Origin of the sequence: Streptomyces sp. NPDC007945, assembly GCF_042958885.1 — a bacterium.
In the GTDB taxonomy this organism is placed as follows: domain Bacteria; phylum Actinomycetota; class Actinomycetes; order Streptomycetales; family Streptomycetaceae; genus Streptomyces.
In genome coordinates this window covers 205,439-222,652 of the sequence record NZ_JBIBJV010000006.1, presented here as the reverse complement: position 1 = coordinate 222,652, position 17,214 = coordinate 205,439, and the positions used below count along the sequence as shown (strand labels likewise).

At 76.4% G+C, this 17,214-nt stretch carries 18 protein-coding genes; 7 read left to right on the top strand and 11 right to left on the bottom strand.

Annotated elements, in window-relative coordinates:
• Window positions 1-24: 24 nt before the first annotated feature.
• The gene (locus ACFZCF_RS20675) at window positions 25-429 is read right to left on the bottom strand and encodes a hypothetical protein (RefSeq protein WP_388445518.1); all 405 of its coding nucleotides are present in this window, start codon (window positions 427-429) and stop codon (window positions 25-27) included.
• A gap of 91 nt (window positions 430-520) precedes the next feature.
• On the opposite strand from ACFZCF_RS20675, the gene ACFZCF_RS20670 reads away from it, so the two are divergent.
• Together ACFZCF_RS20670 and ACFZCF_RS20665 are read left to right on the top strand one after the other, a co-directional pair.
• On the top strand, window positions 521-1,300 hold the full coding sequence (locus tag ACFZCF_RS20670; protein ID WP_388445515.1) for an MBL fold metallo-hydrolase: 780 nt from the start codon (window positions 521-523) through the stop codon (window positions 1,298-1,300).
• The gene (locus ACFZCF_RS20665) at window positions 1,297-1,968 is read left to right on the top strand and encodes a DedA family protein (RefSeq protein WP_388445512.1); all 672 of its coding nucleotides are present in this window, start codon (window positions 1,297-1,299) and stop codon (window positions 1,966-1,968) included. Before ACFZCF_RS20670 ends, ACFZCF_RS20665 begins: the two co-directional genes overlap by 4 nt.
• Here ACFZCF_RS20665 and ACFZCF_RS20660 read toward each other — a convergent pair.
• The 3 genes from ACFZCF_RS20660 to ACFZCF_RS20650 all read right to left on the bottom strand — a co-directional run bounded on the left by ACFZCF_RS20660 (window position 1,948) and on the right by ACFZCF_RS20650 (window position 5,757).
• Window positions 1,948-3,177: an MBL fold metallo-hydrolase gene (locus ACFZCF_RS20660; protein ID WP_391287853.1), complete on the bottom strand. Its 1,230-nt coding sequence runs from the start codon at window positions 3,175-3,177 to the stop codon at window positions 1,948-1,950. The genes ACFZCF_RS20665 and ACFZCF_RS20660 overlap by 21 nt on opposite strands.
• Complete coding sequence (locus ACFZCF_RS20655; RefSeq protein WP_388445506.1) at window positions 3,174-4,439, bottom strand: aminotransferase class I/II-fold pyridoxal phosphate-dependent enzyme; 1,266 nt, start codon at window positions 4,437-4,439, stop codon at window positions 3,174-3,176. Before ACFZCF_RS20655 ends, ACFZCF_RS20660 begins: the two co-directional genes overlap by 4 nt.
• 82 nt (window positions 4,440-4,521) lie before the next feature.
• Window positions 4,522-5,757, bottom strand: coding sequence for a molybdopterin-dependent oxidoreductase (locus ACFZCF_RS20650; protein WP_391287851.1), 1,236 nt, complete (start codon window positions 5,755-5,757; stop codon window positions 4,522-4,524).
• Window positions 5,758-6,175: 418 nt separating this feature from the next.
• On the opposite strand from ACFZCF_RS20650, the gene ACFZCF_RS20645 reads away from it, so the two are divergent.
• Both ACFZCF_RS20645 and ACFZCF_RS20640 read left to right on the top strand, forming a co-directional pair.
• The gene (locus ACFZCF_RS20645) at window positions 6,176-6,988 is read left to right on the top strand and encodes a methyltransferase domain-containing protein (RefSeq protein WP_391287849.1); all 813 of its coding nucleotides are present in this window, start codon (window positions 6,176-6,178) and stop codon (window positions 6,986-6,988) included.
• A gap of 111 nt (window positions 6,989-7,099) precedes the next feature.
• Window positions 7,100-7,435, top strand: coding sequence for a DUF6204 family protein (locus tag ACFZCF_RS20640; protein ID WP_388445497.1), 336 nt, complete (start codon window positions 7,100-7,102; stop codon window positions 7,433-7,435).
• Here the strand turns inward: ACFZCF_RS20640 and ACFZCF_RS20635 are convergent.
• The 3 genes from ACFZCF_RS20635 to ACFZCF_RS20625 form a co-directional block, all read right to left on the bottom strand.
• Window positions 7,416-7,961 (bottom strand): GNAT family N-acetyltransferase, encoded by a 546-nt coding sequence (locus ACFZCF_RS20635; protein ID WP_388445494.1) that lies wholly within the window; start codon window positions 7,959-7,961, stop codon window positions 7,416-7,418. The two genes, ACFZCF_RS20640 and ACFZCF_RS20635, sit on opposite strands and share 20 nt — an antisense overlap.
• 306 nt (window positions 7,962-8,267) lie before the next feature.
• Window positions 8,268-8,630 (bottom strand): hypothetical protein, encoded by a 363-nt coding sequence (locus tag ACFZCF_RS20630; RefSeq protein WP_388445490.1) that lies wholly within the window; start codon window positions 8,628-8,630, stop codon window positions 8,268-8,270.
• Window positions 8,627-8,878: a lipopolysaccharide assembly protein LapA domain-containing protein gene (locus tag ACFZCF_RS20625; RefSeq protein WP_388445487.1), complete on the bottom strand. Its 252-nt coding sequence runs from the start codon at window positions 8,876-8,878 to the stop codon at window positions 8,627-8,629. The genes ACFZCF_RS20630 and ACFZCF_RS20625 overlap by 4 nt, the downstream gene beginning before the upstream one ends.
• Before the next feature lie 169 nt (window positions 8,879-9,047).
• Here ACFZCF_RS20625 and ACFZCF_RS20620 point away from each other — a divergent pair, with 169 nt between their 5' ends.
• The 3 genes from ACFZCF_RS20620 to ACFZCF_RS20610 all read left to right on the top strand — a co-directional run bounded on the left by ACFZCF_RS20620 (window position 9,048) and on the right by ACFZCF_RS20610 (window position 11,803).
• A complete protein-coding gene (locus tag ACFZCF_RS20620) occupies window positions 9,048-9,809 on the top strand; it encodes a GntR family transcriptional regulator (RefSeq protein WP_388445484.1) in 762 nt (253 codons plus the stop codon).
• A gap of 188 nt (window positions 9,810-9,997) precedes the next feature.
• Window positions 9,998-11,086 (top strand): adenosine deaminase, encoded by a 1,089-nt coding sequence (locus ACFZCF_RS20615; RefSeq protein ID WP_388445481.1) that lies wholly within the window; start codon window positions 9,998-10,000, stop codon window positions 11,084-11,086.
• Between the two features lie 63 nt (window positions 11,087-11,149).
• A complete protein-coding gene (locus ACFZCF_RS20610; RefSeq protein WP_391287844.1) occupies window positions 11,150-11,803 on the top strand; it encodes an FCD domain-containing protein in 654 nt (217 codons plus the stop codon).
• A gap of 79 nt (window positions 11,804-11,882) precedes the next feature.
• On the opposite strand, the gene ACFZCF_RS20605 is transcribed toward ACFZCF_RS20610, so the two are convergent.
• The 4 genes from ACFZCF_RS20605 to ACFZCF_RS20590 all read right to left on the bottom strand — a co-directional run bounded on the left by ACFZCF_RS20605 (window position 11,883) and on the right by ACFZCF_RS20590 (window position 17,214).
• Window positions 11,883-12,872, bottom strand: coding sequence for an LD-carboxypeptidase (locus ACFZCF_RS20605; RefSeq protein ID WP_391287842.1), 990 nt, complete (start codon window positions 12,870-12,872; stop codon window positions 11,883-11,885).
• Entirely contained in the window at window positions 12,869-14,866 is a 1,998-nt protein-coding gene (locus tag ACFZCF_RS20600; protein ID WP_388445474.1) for a S9 family peptidase, read from the bottom strand. Before ACFZCF_RS20600 ends, ACFZCF_RS20605 begins: the two co-directional genes overlap by 4 nt.
• Before the next feature lie 118 nt (window positions 14,867-14,984).
• Complete coding sequence (locus tag ACFZCF_RS20595; RefSeq protein ID WP_388445471.1) at window positions 14,985-16,388, bottom strand: M20/M25/M40 family metallo-hydrolase; 1,404 nt, start codon at window positions 16,386-16,388, stop codon at window positions 14,985-14,987.
• Window positions 16,381-17,214: a M55 family metallopeptidase gene (locus ACFZCF_RS20590; protein ID WP_388445468.1), complete on the bottom strand. Its 834-nt coding sequence runs from the start codon at window positions 17,212-17,214 to the stop codon at window positions 16,381-16,383. The genes ACFZCF_RS20595 and ACFZCF_RS20590 overlap by 8 nt, the downstream gene beginning before the upstream one ends.

Genomic DNA, 17,214 nt, shown 5'->3' with positions numbered 1-17,214 from the left:
ATCCGGACCGGCGGGAGCGGGAGGTCAGCTGCCGTCGTAGCCGGCGGTGGGCATGGAGAGGCGGCGGTGCACGGCCGCCTTCGCCGCGGAGTCGTACCGGGGCGAGGGCCCGTCCGCCGTCTCGATCCGCACGCCCCGCCGCGCGCACTCCGCGCGGAAGGCCGGCACCGAGGTCAGGGCCCGCGCGAGGACCCGCTCGTTCGCCGCGACGAAGACGTCGACCTCGCCGGACTCGACGTCGGCCCAGAGTTCCTCGTGGTCGGGGCGGACGCCGTAGCAGTGGAGCTCGCGCGCGAGGACGTATCCCCGTTCCACGGCCCAGCGGGCGCACACCGCGTGCTGGCCGCGCGTGTCGACGAGGAAGGGGTCGGAATCGAGTTCTTCGAGCGGGGTCAGGCTGGCGATCGCCGCGACCCGGACGTCGTTCATGGGCAGACCCTACTGCCCCAGGGCGGCCGCCGGGAGGGTCGGCGGGCCTCTACCCTCGGGGAGGAGAGCGCGCGGGCGACGGAAGGGCGGCATGCCGGTGGAGGTCACCTGGTGGGGGCACGCGACCTGCACGGTCGAGGACTCCGGGGTCCGGTTCCTCACCGATCCGCTGTTCGCCCGGCGGCTCGCGCACCTGCGGCGACGCCGGGGCGCTCCGCCGCCGCCGGAGGCGACGGTCGCGGAGGCCGTGCTCGTGTCGCACCTGCACTCCGACCACCTGCACCTGCCGTCGCTGGCCCGCCTGGCCCCCGGCACCCGGCTCCTCGTGCCGCGCGGCGCGCCGGAGGCCGTGCCCGGCCTGCGGCGGCTCGCCGGGGCCGGGCTGCGGCTCACGGAGGTCGCGCCGGGCGACGAGGTGACGGTGGAGGGCGTGACCGTGCGCGCGGTGCCGGCGCGGCACGACGGGCGGCGGCTGCCGTTCGGCCCGCACCGCTCCCCGGCCCTCGGGTACGTCGTCGAGGGCGAGGCGCGGACGTACTTCGCCGGGGACACCGGACTGTTCGACGCGATGGCGGAGGAGGTCGGCCCGGTCGACGTGGCGCTGCTGCCGGTCGGGGGCTGGGGCCCGTACCTCGGGCAGGGGCATCTGGACGCCGGGCGGGCGGCGGAGGCGCTGGCCGCGCTGTCCCCGGCGGCGGCGGTGCCGGTGCACTACGGCACGTACTGGCCGATCGGCCTGGACGGGGTGCGGCCGCACGAGTTCCACGCGCCCGGTGACGAGTTCGCGCGCCAGGCGGCGCGCCTCGCGCCGAAGGTGGCGGTGCACCGGCTCGCGCACGGCGAGCGGGTGCGGCCGGAGGTCGCCCGGTGACGGGTGGTCTGCTGGCGGCGGTCCGCGAGCTGCCGCCGGAGTCGACGCAGCAGGCCGTCGGCTATCCGTCGCTGTTCCTCCTGGTGGCGCTGGGCGCGCTGGTGCCGGTGGTGCCGACGGGCGCGATCGTCAGCTCGGCGGCGGTGGTCGCCTTCCACCAGGCGTCGCCGTTCTCGTTGCTCGTCGTCTTCCTGCTGGCCTCGACCGCCGCCTTCCTCGGCGATCTGGCCCTCTACGGGCTGGGGCGGCGCGGGGTGCGGTCGCGGAACGGTTCGCGCCGGCTGGACGCCCTGCGCGCCCGGGTGACGGCGGACCGGCTCGCGCGGGCGCGGGAGCGGCTCGACACCCACCAGGTGTCGGTCCTGGTGCTGTCCCGACTGGTCCCGGGGGGCCGTGTCCCGGTCATGCTGGCCTGCCTCCTGGCCCGGATGCCGCTGCGCCGCTTCGCCCGTGGCGACGCGGCGGCCTGTCTGGCGTGGGCGGCGACGTACCAGCTCATCGGCATCCTCGGCGGTTCCCTCTTCCCCGAGCCCTGGCAGGGCGTGGTCGCCGCGGTCGGCCTGACCGTGCTGATCGGCGCGGCTCCGGCGGTGTGGCGGCGGCTGCGGGGCGGTGACCGGCGGGGGGACGACGGCCGGCCGGGCGGGCTACGGCACGAGGACGCGTGAGCCGCCGACCGGGAGGGTCCACAGGTCCTCGGCGGCCAGCCCGGCCTGCGCCCAGGCGGCGCGGACCCGGGTGAGGGGTTCCAGGACGGGCTCGGCGGAGAGCACGAAGGTGGCCCAGTGCATGGGGGCCATCCGGCGGGCGCCCAGGTCGTGCAGGGCGCGGACGGCCTCCTCGGGGTCGGTGTGGACGTCGCGGAGCCACCAGCGCGGGGCGTAGGCGCCGATGGGGAGGAGAGCGAGGTCGATGCCGGGGTGGCGGCGGCCGATCTCGGCGAACCAGTGGCCGTATCCGGTGTCCCCGGCGAAGTGGACGCGGTGCCCGGCGGCGTCGGTGAGCACCCAGCCGCCCCACAGGGAGCGGCAGGTGTCCAGGAGGGTGCGCTTGGACCAGTGGTGGGCGGGCACGAAGTCGAAGCGGACGCCGCCGAGTTCGGCCGCCTCCCACCAGTCGAGCTCGGTGACCCGGGTGAAGCCGCGGCGGACGAACCAGCGGCCGAGGCCGGCGGGGACGAGGACCGGGGTGGCGCGCGGGAGGCGCCGGAGGGTGGGGGCGTCGAGGTGGTCGAAGTGGTTGTGGCTGATGACGACGGCGTCGACCGGCGGCAGGTCCTCCCAGCGGACGCCGACCGGGGTGAGCCGGGCGGGGGTGCCGAGGATCCGGCGGGACCAGACGGGGTCGGTGAGGACGGTGAGACCGCCGATCCGGACGACCCAACTGGCGTGCCCGGCCCAGGTGACGGCGACCGTGGTCGGGCCGGCGGGCGGCAGCGGCCCGGGGGCGAAGGGCAGCAGCGGAGCGTCCCGCAGTCCCTCGGGGCGGGGTCGTACGGCCCCTTCGCGGGCGAGCCGCGCGAGCGCCCGCACGCCGGGCAGCGGGGCGGTCAGCCGGTCGGCGAAACTGCGGGGCCAGTCCGTCCGCAACCGCCCGAGCGGCTGGAGCACGGAGGTGGCGAGGGGTCCGGACCCGGCCGGTCGCGATGCCGCGGCGGGCGGGGCGGGGGGCCGGGGGTCGGCGGACGCGGGCGGGGGCGGGGGGTCGGTGGACGCGGGCGGGTGCGGCGCCTCCGTCGGCGCGGGCGGGTGCGGCGCCTCCGTCGGCGCGGGCGGGTGCGGGGTCCCGGCGGGCGCGGCTCGGTGCGGGGCCTGGGCGGGCGCGGCTCGGTGCGGGGCCTGGGTGGCCGGGGCGGGGCGGGCCGTCCGTTCGGTCATCTGCGGGCTCCGTTCTGCGCGGTGGGCTGGGCCAGGTCGTCGAGGACGGCGGTGAGGGCGGCCAGTGCCCGTACCGTCTGGGGCAGTCGTTCGGGTGTGCGGGAGGCGAGGGTCTCGGCGCGTTCGGGCGGGGTGGCGCCGAGCAGCGGGCCGGTGTCGAGGCGGACGCGCAGGGCGCCGAGTTCGTCGCCGAAGCGGTGGCCGCCGGGGACGGGGGTACCGAGCCGGTCGGTGAGGTACTGCTCCAGTTCCAGGGAGTCGGTGACGCCCCTGGCGGCGAGTCCGGCGCGGAGCGGCCCGAGGTCGGCGTAGAGGTGGCGGCCGGCCCTCGGGGGCCGGGCGAGGGCGCCGGCGGCGAGGACCGCGCGGTGGGCGGCGGCGGCGAGCCCTCCGTGGACGGCGGCGGCGCGCAGGGCCGGCACGAGGACGTCCTCGGGTTCGTCGAGGGCGTGGGCGGCGGCGGGTGCGACGGGCGCGGGGAGCACGGAGCCGAGGGCGGTGAGGACGTCGAGCGCGCGGGCACGGAGGTCCCCGTACCGGTCGGCGCGGGCGGGTCCCGCGGGCGGGAAGCGGGCGACGGCGCAGGGCCAGGAGGCGGGGACGAGGCCGCCGCCGGCGAGGTCGGCGAGGACGGTGACGTCGTCGGGGCACATCTCGGCGGGGCTGACCAGGACGGTGTCGCGGGGGTGGTGGAGGGTGTCGCGCCAGGTCTCGTCGCTGATGACGTGGAGGCCCTCGGCGACGGCGGCCTCGCAGCTCTCGCGGACGAGTTCGGGCGGGGGGACGGTGGCGGTCGGGTCGTCGGCGACGGAGAGCAGCAGCACCCGGGGGTCGCCGCCCTCGGCGCGGACCCGGCGGACGGTCTCCAGGAGGGCGTACGGGTCGGGGACGCCGCCGGCCTCGGCGGTGGTGGGCACGTGGTACGCGGGCCGGCCGAGGAGCCGGATCTGCGGGGTCCACCAGGCGGGGCAGGGCCGGGGCAGCAGCACGTCGCCGCCGTGCGCGGCGAGGAGGGCGAGGAGGAGGGCGGGCGCGCCGGGCGCGGCGAGGGTGTCCTCGGCGTGGCCGCGCAGGCCGCGGCGCCACCAGTAGCCGGCGGCCGCCTCACGCAGGACGGCCCCGCCGCCGGGCGGTTCGGGGTCGGTCCGGCCGGCGGCGGCCGCGAGGAGGGCGGCGAGCCCCGGGGGAACGGGCCGGCCGCTCTCGGGCACGGGGGGTCCGTAGCGCACCGGGCCGCGGCCTTCCGGAGCCGTCTCCCGCATGTCCCGTACCTCCTGAGCGCGCGGGGCGCCGGGCACGGCGTCCCCGTGCCCTTTATACGGAGGTTCGCCCGGACCCGCCCGTTCAGGCGACGGTGATCGGGTGACGGACGACGGCGTCGAAGAGGTAGCCCTGGGTGTTGTGCACGGCGGTGGCGGGCTGGACGTTCCCCGCGGCGTCGGTGGTGCGGGAGAGGAGGGTGGCGGGCCCGGTGGTCGTGGGCCGCCACGGCAGCGACCAGCGGACCCAGGCGCCGCGCCGGGGGCCGTCGTGGAGGCGGGCGGGGCGCCAGGTGCCGCCGCCGTCGGTGGAGACGTCGACGGCGCGGACGGGCGCGTGGGCGGACCAGGCGCGGCCGGTGAGCCGGTGGACCCTGCCCGCCTCCAGGGTGGCGCCGAAGGGCAGCTGGAAGCCGGACTTGAGGGTCTGGCGGGTGAGGGGGGCGCTGCCGCCGGCCGGGTGGGGCTCCCCGAAGAGGCGGTACCAGTCGGTGGACCAGGGGCTGGCGAGAGGGCGGGTGGCGACCTCGATGTCGCCGAGCCACTTGATGGAGGCGATGCCGACCCAGTGCGGCACGATGAGCCGGACGGGGTGCCCGTGGTCGTACGGGAGGGGCTCGCCGTTCATCTCGTACGCGAGGATCACGTCGTCCAGCGCCTTGGCGACCGGCAGCGGGCGGCGGACCCGGCCGTGGTCGGTGCCGCCGGAGACGTACGGGTCGTCCAGGCCGCGCGGCAGCAGGTCGACGGCGTCGTGGGCGAGGCCGGCGCGGCGCAGCACCTCGGCGAGGCGGACGCCGCGCCAGCGGGCGGCCCCGACGGCGCCGAGCGTCCAGGCGGTGCCGGAGACGGGCTGCCCCTGCTGGGTGGCGTAGAGGCTGCGGGCGTTGCCGGCGCATTCGACGAGGGCCGTCCGGGTGACGGAGGGCAGGTCGCGGAGCTGTCCGTAGGTGAAGTGGACGGGGGCGCGGCCGTGGAGTCCGTCGCCCCAGAGGGTGAGGCGCCAGTCGGCGGCGTCGAGGACGGGGGTGGAGGTGTGGTTGCGGACGAAGAAGCGGTCGGCGGGGGTGAGGAACCCGGTGTCCCCGAAGGCGTCGAAGCGGGCCTCCGCGTTGGTGCCGCGCACGGTGAAGTACGCCTCGGGCAGCGCCTTGACGATGCCGGGCGCGAGGGGGGCGGAGGCCCCGGACGCGGCGGCGGAGGCGGGGGCCGGTGCCGCGGAGGAGGGGGTGGCGGAGGCGCCGAGGGCGAGGGCGGCGGCCGGGGTGGCGGCGAGGGCCTTCAGGAGCGTTCGGCGGGCGGGTGGGGACGGGTGCGGCACGGGACTCCTCGGCACGGTCGCGGGTCGGTCCGCCGGACGGCGGCGGGCCGATCGTAGGCGCGGGCGGGGCGCCGGGGCCGGGGTGGCGGGGGTCTGTTCACGAGGCTGTCACGCGGACGGCCGGAAAGGGCGCGGCGGCGGCCCGGATTCCCCCACGGTCCCGGGCCGCCCCGCGCGGTACGCGCCCCCGTTGCGCGTCCCCCCGCGGGGAACGATATAGAAGTCGCTTCTAGAAACCAACTTCAATCCTTCCGCTTCTCGTCACGGTCCGGCGCCCACCACTCCGAACTCCCCTTCCGCCGAAGAAGGTTCGGTATCGCTCCCGCGATCGACTCGTCCGCATGACGAGACAGCAGTCTCACCATGCGGCGATCCGCCGTACGGTGGACCCACCACCCACACCGAGGGAGTCGGTTCCATGACGCAGCAGCCCGTCGTCTACACCCATGGCCACCACGAGTCGGTCCTCCGTTCCCACACCTGGCGCACGGCCGCCAACTCGGCCGCCTACCTGCTGGGCGAACTGCGCCCCGGGCTCGACCTGCTGGACGTCGGCTGTGGTCCCGGCACGATCACCGCCGACCTGGCCGCGCTGGTCGCCCCGGGGCGGGTGACCGCCGTGGACACCTCCGAGGAGGTCCTCGCCAAGGCGCGCGCCACCGCCGACGAACGAGGCCTGGAGGGCGTGGAGTTCGCGGTGGCGGACGTACAGGCCCTGGACTTCCCCGACGACTCCTTCGACGTCGTCCACGCCCACCAGGTGCTCCAGCACGTCGGGGATCCGGTGGGCGCGCTGCGGGAGATGCGCCGCGTCTGCCGGCCCGGCGGGGTCGTCGCGGCCCGCGACAGCGACTACGGCGCCTTCGCCTGGTATCCCGAACAGCCGGTGCTGGACCGCTGGCTGGAGCTCTACCACCGGGTGGCGCGCGCCAACGGCGGCGAACCGGACGCCGGGCGGCGGCTGTTCGCCTGGGCCCGGAGCGCGGGTTTCACCGACGTCACCGTGACGACGACCGCCTGGACCTTCGCCACCCCCGAGGAGCGGGCCTGGTGGAGCGGGCTGTGGGCGGACCGCACCACCGCCTCGTCCTACGCGGACCTGGCGGTCGACGGCGGCCACGCCACCCGGGCCGAGCTGGCGGAGATCGCGGCGGCCTGGCGCGAGTGGGGCACCCGGGAGGACGCCTCCTTCATGGTGCCGCACGGCGAGATCCTCTGCCGCGTCTCCTGAGCCGGGCGGACCCGCCGTTTATCCGCGCGCGCCCGGCCCCGGCCACTGCCTAGGGTGGAGGGTCGTCCGCCGCCGGGGCGGACGACCGGGAGCGCCACGGGAGTACGAGAGATGGGCACGCCACACACCTACCGGGTCATCGTGCGGGGCACCTTCGACGGGCTGACGCCGGAGGGCCGGGAGCGGCTGCTCGCCGGTGTGGAGGAGCACGGTCTGGCCTCGATGCGGTTCACCGAGGAGGGCTCGCTCACCTACGACCGGGCGTTGAAGCACTTCTCGTACCGGCTGGTCGTCACCTCGGACGCCGAGGACGGCGACGAGATGGCCGGGGCGCTCGCCGAGGAGCGGGTGGAGGCCGCGCTGGCCGCGCTCGGCCACGGCCACACGGGGCTGAAGTCGACGGTGACCGACCTCGACACGATGAAGATCAACCGCAAGGGTCGGTGATCGCCCAGCGCTCGTGGTCCCGCCAGGCTCCGTCGATGAACAGCATCGCGGGCGAGAAGCCCTCCAGGCGGAAGCCGGCCCGGCGGACCAGGGCGCGCGAAGGGGCGTTGCCCGGCTGGATGTTGGCCTCCAGGCGGTGCAGCCCCATCGGGCCGAAGGCGTGGGACAGGAGGAGGCCGAGGGCCTCCCCCATCAGGCCGCGCCCGGCGGCGTGCGCGAAGGCGCCGTAGCCGAGGGCGCCGCTGCGGAAGGCGCCGCGGACGATGTTGTTGACGGTGAGGAAACCGGCGATGCGGCCCGCCTCGCCGTGCTCGCAGACGAGGAAGCCGGCCCGGGTCGGCTCCTCGATCAGCGCGCCCGCGTAGGCGGCGTAGTGCTCGGCCGTCCGGGGCGGGAACAGCCACGGCCGGTGCAGCTCGACGCTCTCCTCGGCCCGCGCGGTGAACTCCTCGGCGTCGTCGAGCGTGAACGGCCGCAGGCCCACGCGGGGCCCGGCCGTGAGGAACCGGTCGAGTTCGTCGGGCATGCGCCCAGGCTAACGCGGCCCGCGGACCGGCCCCCGGAGCGGCACCCGAGGGGCCGCCGCACCCGACCGACCGCTGTACGGGGCCGGCCGCGGTACGGGACCGGCCACCGCACCCGGTCGGCCGGCCGCCGTACGGGACCGACCGCCGTACGGGACCGACCGCCGTACGGGACCGGCCGCCGTACGGGACCGGCGCCGTACAGGACCGGTCATTCGAACGGCCCGATGGCGCACGCCCCTGAGCGCCGCGCACTCCTCCGGTGCCGTACCCCTCCCGTCGCCCCCGTGCTCCGGGCGCGTGCTCGCTCAGCGGCGGGCCGTCGTCACGCGGACGGGGCACGGTTCGCCCTTGCGCAGGACGCCGATGACGACCGTCGTGCGGCGGTCGAGGCCCATGCCGGCGGAGGGGTACTGGGTGCAGACGCGCCAGCGCGCGGGCCACAGCACCCGGCGGTCCCGGCCGCTCGCGTCGTGGACGTCGAGCCGGGTGCGATGGTCCAGTCGGGTGAAGACCCGCCACAGGCCGCCGCCTCGGAAGTCCGGCATCGGCGGCCACACCCCGGCCGCCGCCCGCCCGGCCCGCCGGGTGCCGGCGTCCCCCGCCGCCCCGGCCGCCACGGCGGCGAGGGCCAGCGCCGCGCCCGCCCCGATCAGGGCACCGCGCTTCACCGGCCCCTCCTCGGGCCCCTCCGGGCCGCGTACCAGCCGCAGGCGGCGCCCAGCAGCGCGGTCGCGAGGAGGGCGAGGTAGAGCGGCATCGTCACCTCGGGGACGAGCAGCCGGATCTTGACGTCGCGGGTGTTCTCGAAGATGAAGACGAGCAGGAGGACCGCGACGACCGCCATCCCGATCCGTCCCGGGGTGAGGGCGCCGACCCTGTCACCCCTTCGCGTGCCCGCCGTGTCCTTGGGACTCATGCCCGCCGCCTCCTCCGTCGTCCGTCCCGGGCGTACCGGTGGGACCAGAATGGGGGGACCGGCACGTCGAGGGGGCGGTGGACGAGGCCGTCCGGGTGACTTGTCAGACAACGAGGACCGTTACGGTGGTGGGGACCGGGCGCGGGACGAGACGGCACGAGGAGGGGCCTTGACGGCCAGCGGGCACCGGCGGCGACCTGTGGTGGCGCTCTACGAGCGGATCGCGGACGCCGTCCACGACGGCACCTATCCGCCCGGCTCCACCCTTCCCTCCGAGCCGAGGCTCGCCGCCGAGCTGGGGGTGAGCCGGCCGGCGCTGCGCGAGGCCCTGCTGCTGCTCCAGGAGGACGGGCTGCTGACCGTGCGCCGGGGCGTGGGCCGGACGGTCAACGCCCGGCCGCCGCGCCGGGGGTTCGAGCAGGTCCAGCCCCTGGAGGAGCTGATCGGCGGCGGCACGGGGCCGCGCGTGCGGGCCCTGCTGCGCACGATGGAGGAGCCCACCGACTTCACCACCCAGCACCTGCTGGCCCCGGCCCGGGCCGAGCTGCGGTTCTGGGAGTCGGTGCTCGCCGGCGAGGCCGGGCCCGCGGCCCTCTGCCACGAGTGGGCGGCCGACGACGAGGTCCTGGACCGCGTCCACCCGGCCTTCGCCGCCGCCCTGCGGGAGTGCGGGGCCGCACCGGCGGCGGGCCCGGCGGTGTCGATGCTCTCGGTCCTGCTCGGCGCGTCCCGCGAGGTCGCCCTGCACGCCCACAGCGGGATCACCGCCACCCTGCTCGGGCGGCGCCGCGGCGAGCAGCTGGGCCGCCCCGCCGACACCCCCGCCGTCCTGGTCACCCAGGTCGTGCGGGTGGGGGACACCCCCGTCCTGGCCGCCAAGCACATGCTCCCCACCGGCTCGCCCGCCCTTCCGGTCCTCCAGTCCCACTGACCCCCCGGCCCGGAGCCGTACCGGTTCCCCCGCGGAGCCGCAGGTCCCGCCCGGGACCGTACGGGTTCACCCCCGGAGCCGTAGAGGCCCGCCACCGGAGCCGTACAGGCTCGCCCCGACGCCGTGCGGAACACCTCCCCCGGCATCCGCCTCCCCGCCGGGCGCGTCATGACGTACACTTCCCGGCCATGCACTTGTCTGACAACCCTGCCACGCCTGTCCGGCCCGCCGTCTCCGACTGGATCCGCCGCGCCCCGAAGGCCGTCCTCCACGACCACCTCGACGGCGGGCTCCGCCCGGCCACCATCGTCGAGCTGGCCCGCGAGTGCGGCTACACCGCGCTGCCGACCGAGGACCCGGCCGAGCTCGCGGTCTGGTTCCGGGACGCCGCCGACTCCGGCTCGCTGGAGCGCTACCTGGAGACCTTCGCCCACACCTGCGCGGTCATGCAGACCCGCGAGGCGCTGGTCAGGATCGCCGCCGAGTGCGCCGAGGACCTGGCGGCGGACGGGGTCGTCTACGCCGAGGTGCGGTACGCCCCCGAGCAGCACCTGGAGGGCGGCCTCACCCTCGACGAGGTCGTCGAGGCCGTCAACGACGGCTTCCGCGAGGGCGAGCGCAGGACCGGCGGCCGGATCACCGTCCGCGCCCTGCTCACCGGCATGCGGCACACCGACCGCTCGCTGGAGATCGCCGAGCTGACCGTCGCCCACCGCGACAACGGCGTCGCCGGGTTCGACATCGCCGGCGGCGAGATCGGCAACCCGCCGGCCCGCCACCTGGCCGCCTTCCAGCACCTGAAGCGGGAGAACTGCCACTTCACCATCCACGCCGGCGAGGCCGTCGGCGCGGAGTCGATCCACGAGGCCGTGCAGGTCTGCGGCACCGAGCGGATCGGCCACGGCGTGCGGATCACCGACGACATAGCGGAGGACGGCACGCTCGGCCGGCTCGCCGCCTACGTCCGCGACAACCGGATCGCCCTGGAGGTCTGCCCGACCTCCAACCTCCAGACCGGCGCGGCCAAGGACTACGGCTCGCACCCGATCGACGAGCTGCGCCGCCTCGGCTTCAGGATCACCCTGAACACCGACAACCGGCTGGTCTCCGGCACCACCATGAGCGAGGAGTTCCAGCACATGGCGGACGCCTTCGGGTACGGTCCCGAGGTCTTCGAGGAGTTCACGGTGGCCGCGCTGGAGGCCGCGTTCCTGCCGCTGCCCGAGCGCGAGCGCCTGATCGAGGAGCTCGTGCGCCCCGGCTACGCGGCGCTCTGACGGACCGGCCGCGCGAAGGGGAGGGCGGCGGTCGCCGCCCTCCCCGGTGGAAGAATGGCGGCCATGACAGCTGCTGAGGAGTTCAGGCCCGAGTCGGAGCGGATCACGCGCACCCTGCGCGACCAGATCATCGACGGGACCCGGGCCCCCGGCAGCCGACTGGTGGAGCGGGAGATCGCGGCCGAGCTGGACGTGAGCCGGCTGCCGGTCCGCGACGCCCTGCGGGACCTGGTCAACGAGGGACTGGTCACGCCCCGGCCGCGCACCTGGGCGGTGGTCCGCGAGTTCACCGCCTCCGACATCGCCGACCTCGTCGAGGTGCGCTCCGCCCTGGAGATCCTCGCCTTCCGGCTCGCCGCCCAGCGCCGCACCCGTGCGGGCCTCGCGAAGCTCCGCGCCGTCCTCGACGCCGAGCGGGCGGCGGCCGCCCGCGGCGACGGCGCGGAGGCGCGGAGCGCCGCCGCGGACTTCCACGAGACGGTCACCGAACTCGCCGACAACGCCCTCCTCGACGAGTTGGAGGGCACCCTGCGCAGCCGGATGCGGTGGCTGCTCGGCCAGCACGACGACTTCGCCGTCGTGGCCGACGAGCACGAGGAGCTGTTCCACGCGATCGAGGCGCGGGACGTCGAGCGCGTCGAGGAGCTGGCGCTGCGCCACCTGGAGACCAGCCAGAGCAAGGCGACCGAGCACCGGCGGAGGCTGGCGGCGGAGTAGCGGACACCGTCGCCCCGGTTCCTCGGGCGCCCCGCCCTCCGCCCGGGGCGGGGCGCCGGGGCCGGTGCCGGGGCGGTGCTCAGGCCAGGGCGGGTACGTCGAGGGCGAGCGTGCCCGCGTCGGCGTCGAGGACGGCCGGGACGCCGAGCGGCACGGTCGGCGCGGCGGGGTCGTGGCCGAAGCCCAGCCCCTCCACGACCGGTACGCCCAGGCCGCCGAGCCGGTCGGCGAGGAGCGCGCGGACCTCCTCGTACGGGCCGCACTCCTCCCAGGAGCCGAGGGCGATCCCCGCGACGCCGTCGAGCCAGCCGGAGCGGAGCAGTTGGGTGAGGATCCGGTCGAGGCGGTACGGCTCCTCCCCCACGTCCTCCAGGAGGAGCAGCCCGCCGCGGGCGGAGGGCCGGGCGTGCGGGGTGCCGAGGTCGGCGGCGAGCAGGCTGGCGCAGCCGCCGAGGGTGACGCCGGCGGCCCGGCCGGGCACCAGCGGGGTCCCCGTCGCCGGGACGCGTACCGTCTCGGGCGCGAAGAGGGTGGCCCGCAGGGACTCCCGGGTGCGCGGCTCGCCGAGGAAGGCGGCCGTCGCGATCATCGGGCCGTGCAGGGTGGCGAACCCGGCGCGGACGGCGAAGGCCTCGTGGAGGGCGGTGACGTCGCTGTAGCCGATGAAGGGCTTCGGGCCCGCCGCACGGATCGCCCGCCAGTCCACCAGGTCGACCATGCGCTGGGCGCCGTAGCCGCCGCGCGCGCAGACGACGGCGGCGACGGAGGGGTCGGTGTACGCCTCCGTGAGGTCACGGGCCCGGGTCTCGTCGGTGCCCGCCAGGTGGCCCAGGGCCGCGTGGGCGTCGAGGACGTGCGGGGCGACGACCGGTTCGAGGTCCCAGCCGCGCAGCAGGTCGAGGCCCGCGCGGAGCCGCTCCTCGGGGACGGGGCCGCTGGGGGCGACGACGGCGATCCGGTCCCCGGGGCGCAGCCGGCCGGGCCGGGCGAGCGCGGGGACGTCGACCGGGGCGGCGGGCCGGGCGGCGGGGGATCCGGGGACGGGGGCGTGGGGTCCGGGGGCCGTCATGGGCGCAGCTCCAGGGTCGGGACGTCGGGCCGGTCGAAGCCGAAGACCTGGGCGTAGAGGGCGAGTTCGGCCTCCAGGGCGCGGACCATGGTGTCGGCGTGCCGGAAGCCGTGGCCCTCGCCGGGGAAGGCGAGGTAGGCGTGCGGGACGCCCCGGCCGGCGGCGCGGGCGAGGAACCGCTCGGCCTGGGCGGGTGGGCAGATGACGTCGTCGAGCCCCTGGAGGAGCAGGAAGGGGGCGGTGATCCGGTCGACGTGTTCGATGGGGGAGCGCTCCGCGTACCGCTCCGGCACCTCGTCGAAGCGGCCGATGAGGCCGTCGAGGTAGCGGGACTCGAAGTCGTGGGTCTCGTCGAGCCAGCCCGACAGGTCCAGGACGGGGTAGATGATCGTGCCGCAGGCGTAGACGTCGGTGCGGACGAGGGAGGCGGCGCTGGTCCAGCCTCCGGCGCTGCCGCCGCGGATCGCGAGCCGGGCGGGGTCGGCGGTGCCCTCGGCGGCGAGGGCGGTGGCGACGGCGGCGCAGTCCTCGACGTCGACGACGCCCCACGCGCCGGCGAGCCGCTCGCGGTAGGCGCGGCCGTAGCCGGTGGAGCCGCCGTAGTTGACGTCGACGACGCCGATGCCCCGGGAGGTGAAGTAGGCGGTCTCCAGGTCGAGGACGAGGGCGGAACGCCCGGTGGGGCCGCCGTGGGCGCGGATGACGTAGGGCGGGAGCTCGCCGGCGGGCCCGGTGGTGGTGGGGTGGCGCGGCGGGTGGACGTGCGCGTGGATGTCGCGGCCGCCGGGTCCGGTGAAGGTGCGGACGACGGGCTCGGGGTAGTGGGCGGGGTCGACCCGGTCGGTGTGCGGGGAGCCGATGACCCGGGTGCGGCCGGTGCGGGTGTCGAGTTCGACCACCTCGTGGCGGCGGTGGGCCGCGGCGGCGACGCCGAGGACGCGGGTGCCGTGGACGGCGAGGGTGGCGCCCCAGACGGTCCAGGGGCCGGGGGCGTCGGCGAGGGTGCCGGTCTCGGGGTCGAGTATGCCGAGGACGGCGTCGCCCCGGCCGTGGAGGACGGCGACGGGCCCGGTCTCCAGGGCCTTGAACCAGGTGAGCCCGGTCTGCCAGAGGGGCCCGGCGAACTCCTCCTCGCGGGGGCAGAGGGCGGTGACCGGGCCGAGGGTGCCGTCGGCCGCGACCTCGGCGCGGTAGAGGTTCCACCAGCCGCTGCGGTCGCCGGCGAAGAGCAGCCGGCCCGCCGCGTCCCAGTCGGCCTGGGGCACCGACTCCTCCGGTCCGCCTGCGACGGTCCTGGCGTCCGCGAGGGTGCCGTCGGGGGTGATCTCGGCGAGCACGGCCTCGGTGCCGTCCCACGGCATCCGGGGGTGGTCCCAGCCGAGCCAGACGGCCCGCCGTCCGTCGGGCGAGATGCGGGGTCCGGTGACGAAGTGGTGGCGTCCGTCGGAGAGTTCGCGGACGGCGGCCCGGTCGTCGGCGGCCGAGCCGTCGAGCGGGACGGCGGCGAGGACCCGACGGACGTCGGTGGGCGCGGGGCCGGTGAACTCCTCCAGGACGCACCAGACCTCGCCGCGCCCGGGCATGAGCACCGGGTCGCTCCAGCGCAATCCGCCGCCGAGCCCGGAGACGGGGGTGAGCGGCCGGGGCTCCGCGCCGGGCCGGGCGTCGGGCTCGTAGGCGTACAGCCGCTGGTCGGGGAAGTGCCCGAAGACCACGAGGGGCCCGTCGGCGGGCCGTTCGGCGGCGGCCCAGGGGCGGCCGCCGTATTCGAGGACGCGGTTGCGGACGTTCCACGGCGCCGGGAGCACGGTCTCCTCGGTGCCGTCGGCACGCCGCCGGACGAGGGTCCGGCGGCCGCCTTCGGCGGGCCGGGGTGCGGTCCACCACACCTCGTCGCCGACGGCGGCCAGGTGATCGGGCCGTCCGTCGTCGGCCGCCGCGAGCGCGGCGGTGACGGGCGACGGCCAGCTGCCGTAGGCGGCCGTGTTCTGCATCCTCGAATCCCCCCGGGGTTCCGGTTCGGTCGCACGCGGACGTCGGTGTCCGCGCGGTCTGCGGAGTGGTGCGCGGTCCTCAGGTGAGCACTACACGTTCTTCAGGCACCGGTGAGCGCTAAGCGGTCTTCAGGTAGTGGTCGAGCACCCGTACGCCGAAGTGCAGGGCCTCGACGGGGACGCGTTCGTCGACGCCGTGGAAGAGCGCGCCGTAGTCCAGGCCGGGGGGCAGCTTCAGCGGCGAGAAGCCGTAGCCGGTGATGCCGAGCCGAGAGAACTGCTTGGCGTCGGTGCCGCCGGACATGGTGAAGGGCAGGGCGTGCCCGTCCGGGTCGAAGCGCTCGACGGCGGCCCGCAGCTTGGCGAAGGTGGGGGAGTCGACGGGGGCTTCGAGGGGCACCTCGCGGTGGTGGAACTCCCACTCGACGTCCGGCCCGGTGAGCAGGTCCATGGTGGCCGCGAACTCGTCCTCGGTGCCGGGCAGCATCCGCCCGTCGACGTGGGCGACGGCCGTGCCCGGGATGACGTTGCACTTGTACCCGGCCTGGAGCATCGTCGGGTTGGCGCTGTTGCGGACGGTGGCCTCGACGAGGGCGGCGGCCGGTCCCAGCTTGTCGAGCAGGAGCGGCACGTCGAGCTCCGGGTCCCCGGTGTCGGCCTCGATGCCGTGCAACGCGGCCAGTTCGGCGAGGGCGGCGCGGACGGTGGCGGTGAGCCGGACCGGCCACGTGTGGGCGCCGATGCGGGCGACGGCGGCGGCGAGGCGGGTGACCGCGTTCGCCTCGTTGACCTTGGAGCCGTGGCCGGCCCGGCCGTGGGCGGTGAGCCTGAGCCAGGCGGTGCCCCGCTCCCCCGCCCCGATGGGGTAGAGCGTCATGCCGGGGTGCGGGTGGAAGCTGAAGGCGCCGGACTCGCTGATGCCCTCGGTGCAGCCCTCGAAGAGCGCGGCGTGCCGGTCGGCGAGGAAGCCGGAGCCGTCCTCGGCGCTGTCCTCCTCGTCGGCGGTGTAGGCGAGGACGATGTCGCGGCGCGGCCGGATCCCCTGGCGGGCCCAGGAGCGGGCCACGGCGAGGACCATCGCGTCCATGTTCTTCATGTCGACGGCGCCGCGCCCCCAGACGACGTCGTCGCGGACCTCGCCGGAGAAGGGGTGGACGGTCCACTCGGCCGGGTCGGCGGGCACGACGTCGAGGTGGCCGTGGACGAGGAGCGCGGGCGCGGTGGGGTCGGTCCCGGGGATGCGGGCGACCACGTTGGTCCGGCCCGGGGTGCGCTCCAGGAGGGTGGGTTCGATCCCCGCGTCGGCGAGCCGTTCGGCGACGTACTCGGCGGCGGGGCGCTCGCGGCAGTCGCCGCCGCCGCGGTTGGTGGTGTCGACGCGGATGAGGGCCGAGGTGAAGGCGACGACCTCGTCGAGCGCCCGCGCGTCGGGCCCCGGCGGGGACGAGGTGCCCGGGGACGAGATGCCCCCGGGGGAGGTGCCTGAGGGGGACGTGCCTGAGAAGGACGTGCTGCTAGCCATACTGCTCCTCCACGGCGGCCGAGACGATCGTGGTGACCGCCTTGAACGTGCGGATCGCCTCGTACATGGTCGCGCTCGTGTAGGCGACGCGCCGCTCACCGCTGCGCGCCACGCCGGGAACCACCGTGGCGGCGGCGCCCAGGTGCTCGGCGTCGAACTCCACCTGGACCGTGTGCGGCCCGGCGTGCACGGGCTCGTGACGGACCGCCAGGGCGGCGGCCTCGCGGGCGGCGGCCCGGATGTCGGCGGCGGTGCGGGCCGGCGTCCGGCACACGGCCGCGTACCGCGAGACGTGGTCCTTGACGGCGACCTTCAGCGCCTCGGGGGCGTAATCGATGGCGTCCTCACAGGTCAGGTCGTCGCCCGTGACGAGGACGACGGGCACGCCGTACTCGGCGACCACGTGCGCGTTGAGCACCCCCTCGCTCGCGCGGAGGCCGTTGAGCCAGACGCCGGTGATCGAGTTGGCGAGATAGGTGTGGGCGAGGACTCCTTCGGCGCCGGCGCCCGTGTGGTAGCCGACGAACGCGATGCCGTCGACGTCGCCGTGCTGCACGCCCTCCACCATCGACAGCGCCTTGTGCCGGCCGGTGAGCATCTGGACGCGTTCGTCGAGCCGTTCCAGGAGGAGGTTCCGCATCGTCCAGTGCGCCTCGTTCACCAGCACCTCGTCGGCGCCGCCGTCGAAGAAGCCGAGCGCCGCCGCGTTCACGTCCGAGGTGAACAGGGAGCGGCAGCGCTCCCACTGGGGCGTGCCGGGCAGCACGTCGGCCGGCCAGGTGACGCCGGTGGCGCCCTCCATGTCGGCGCTGATGAGGATCTTCAT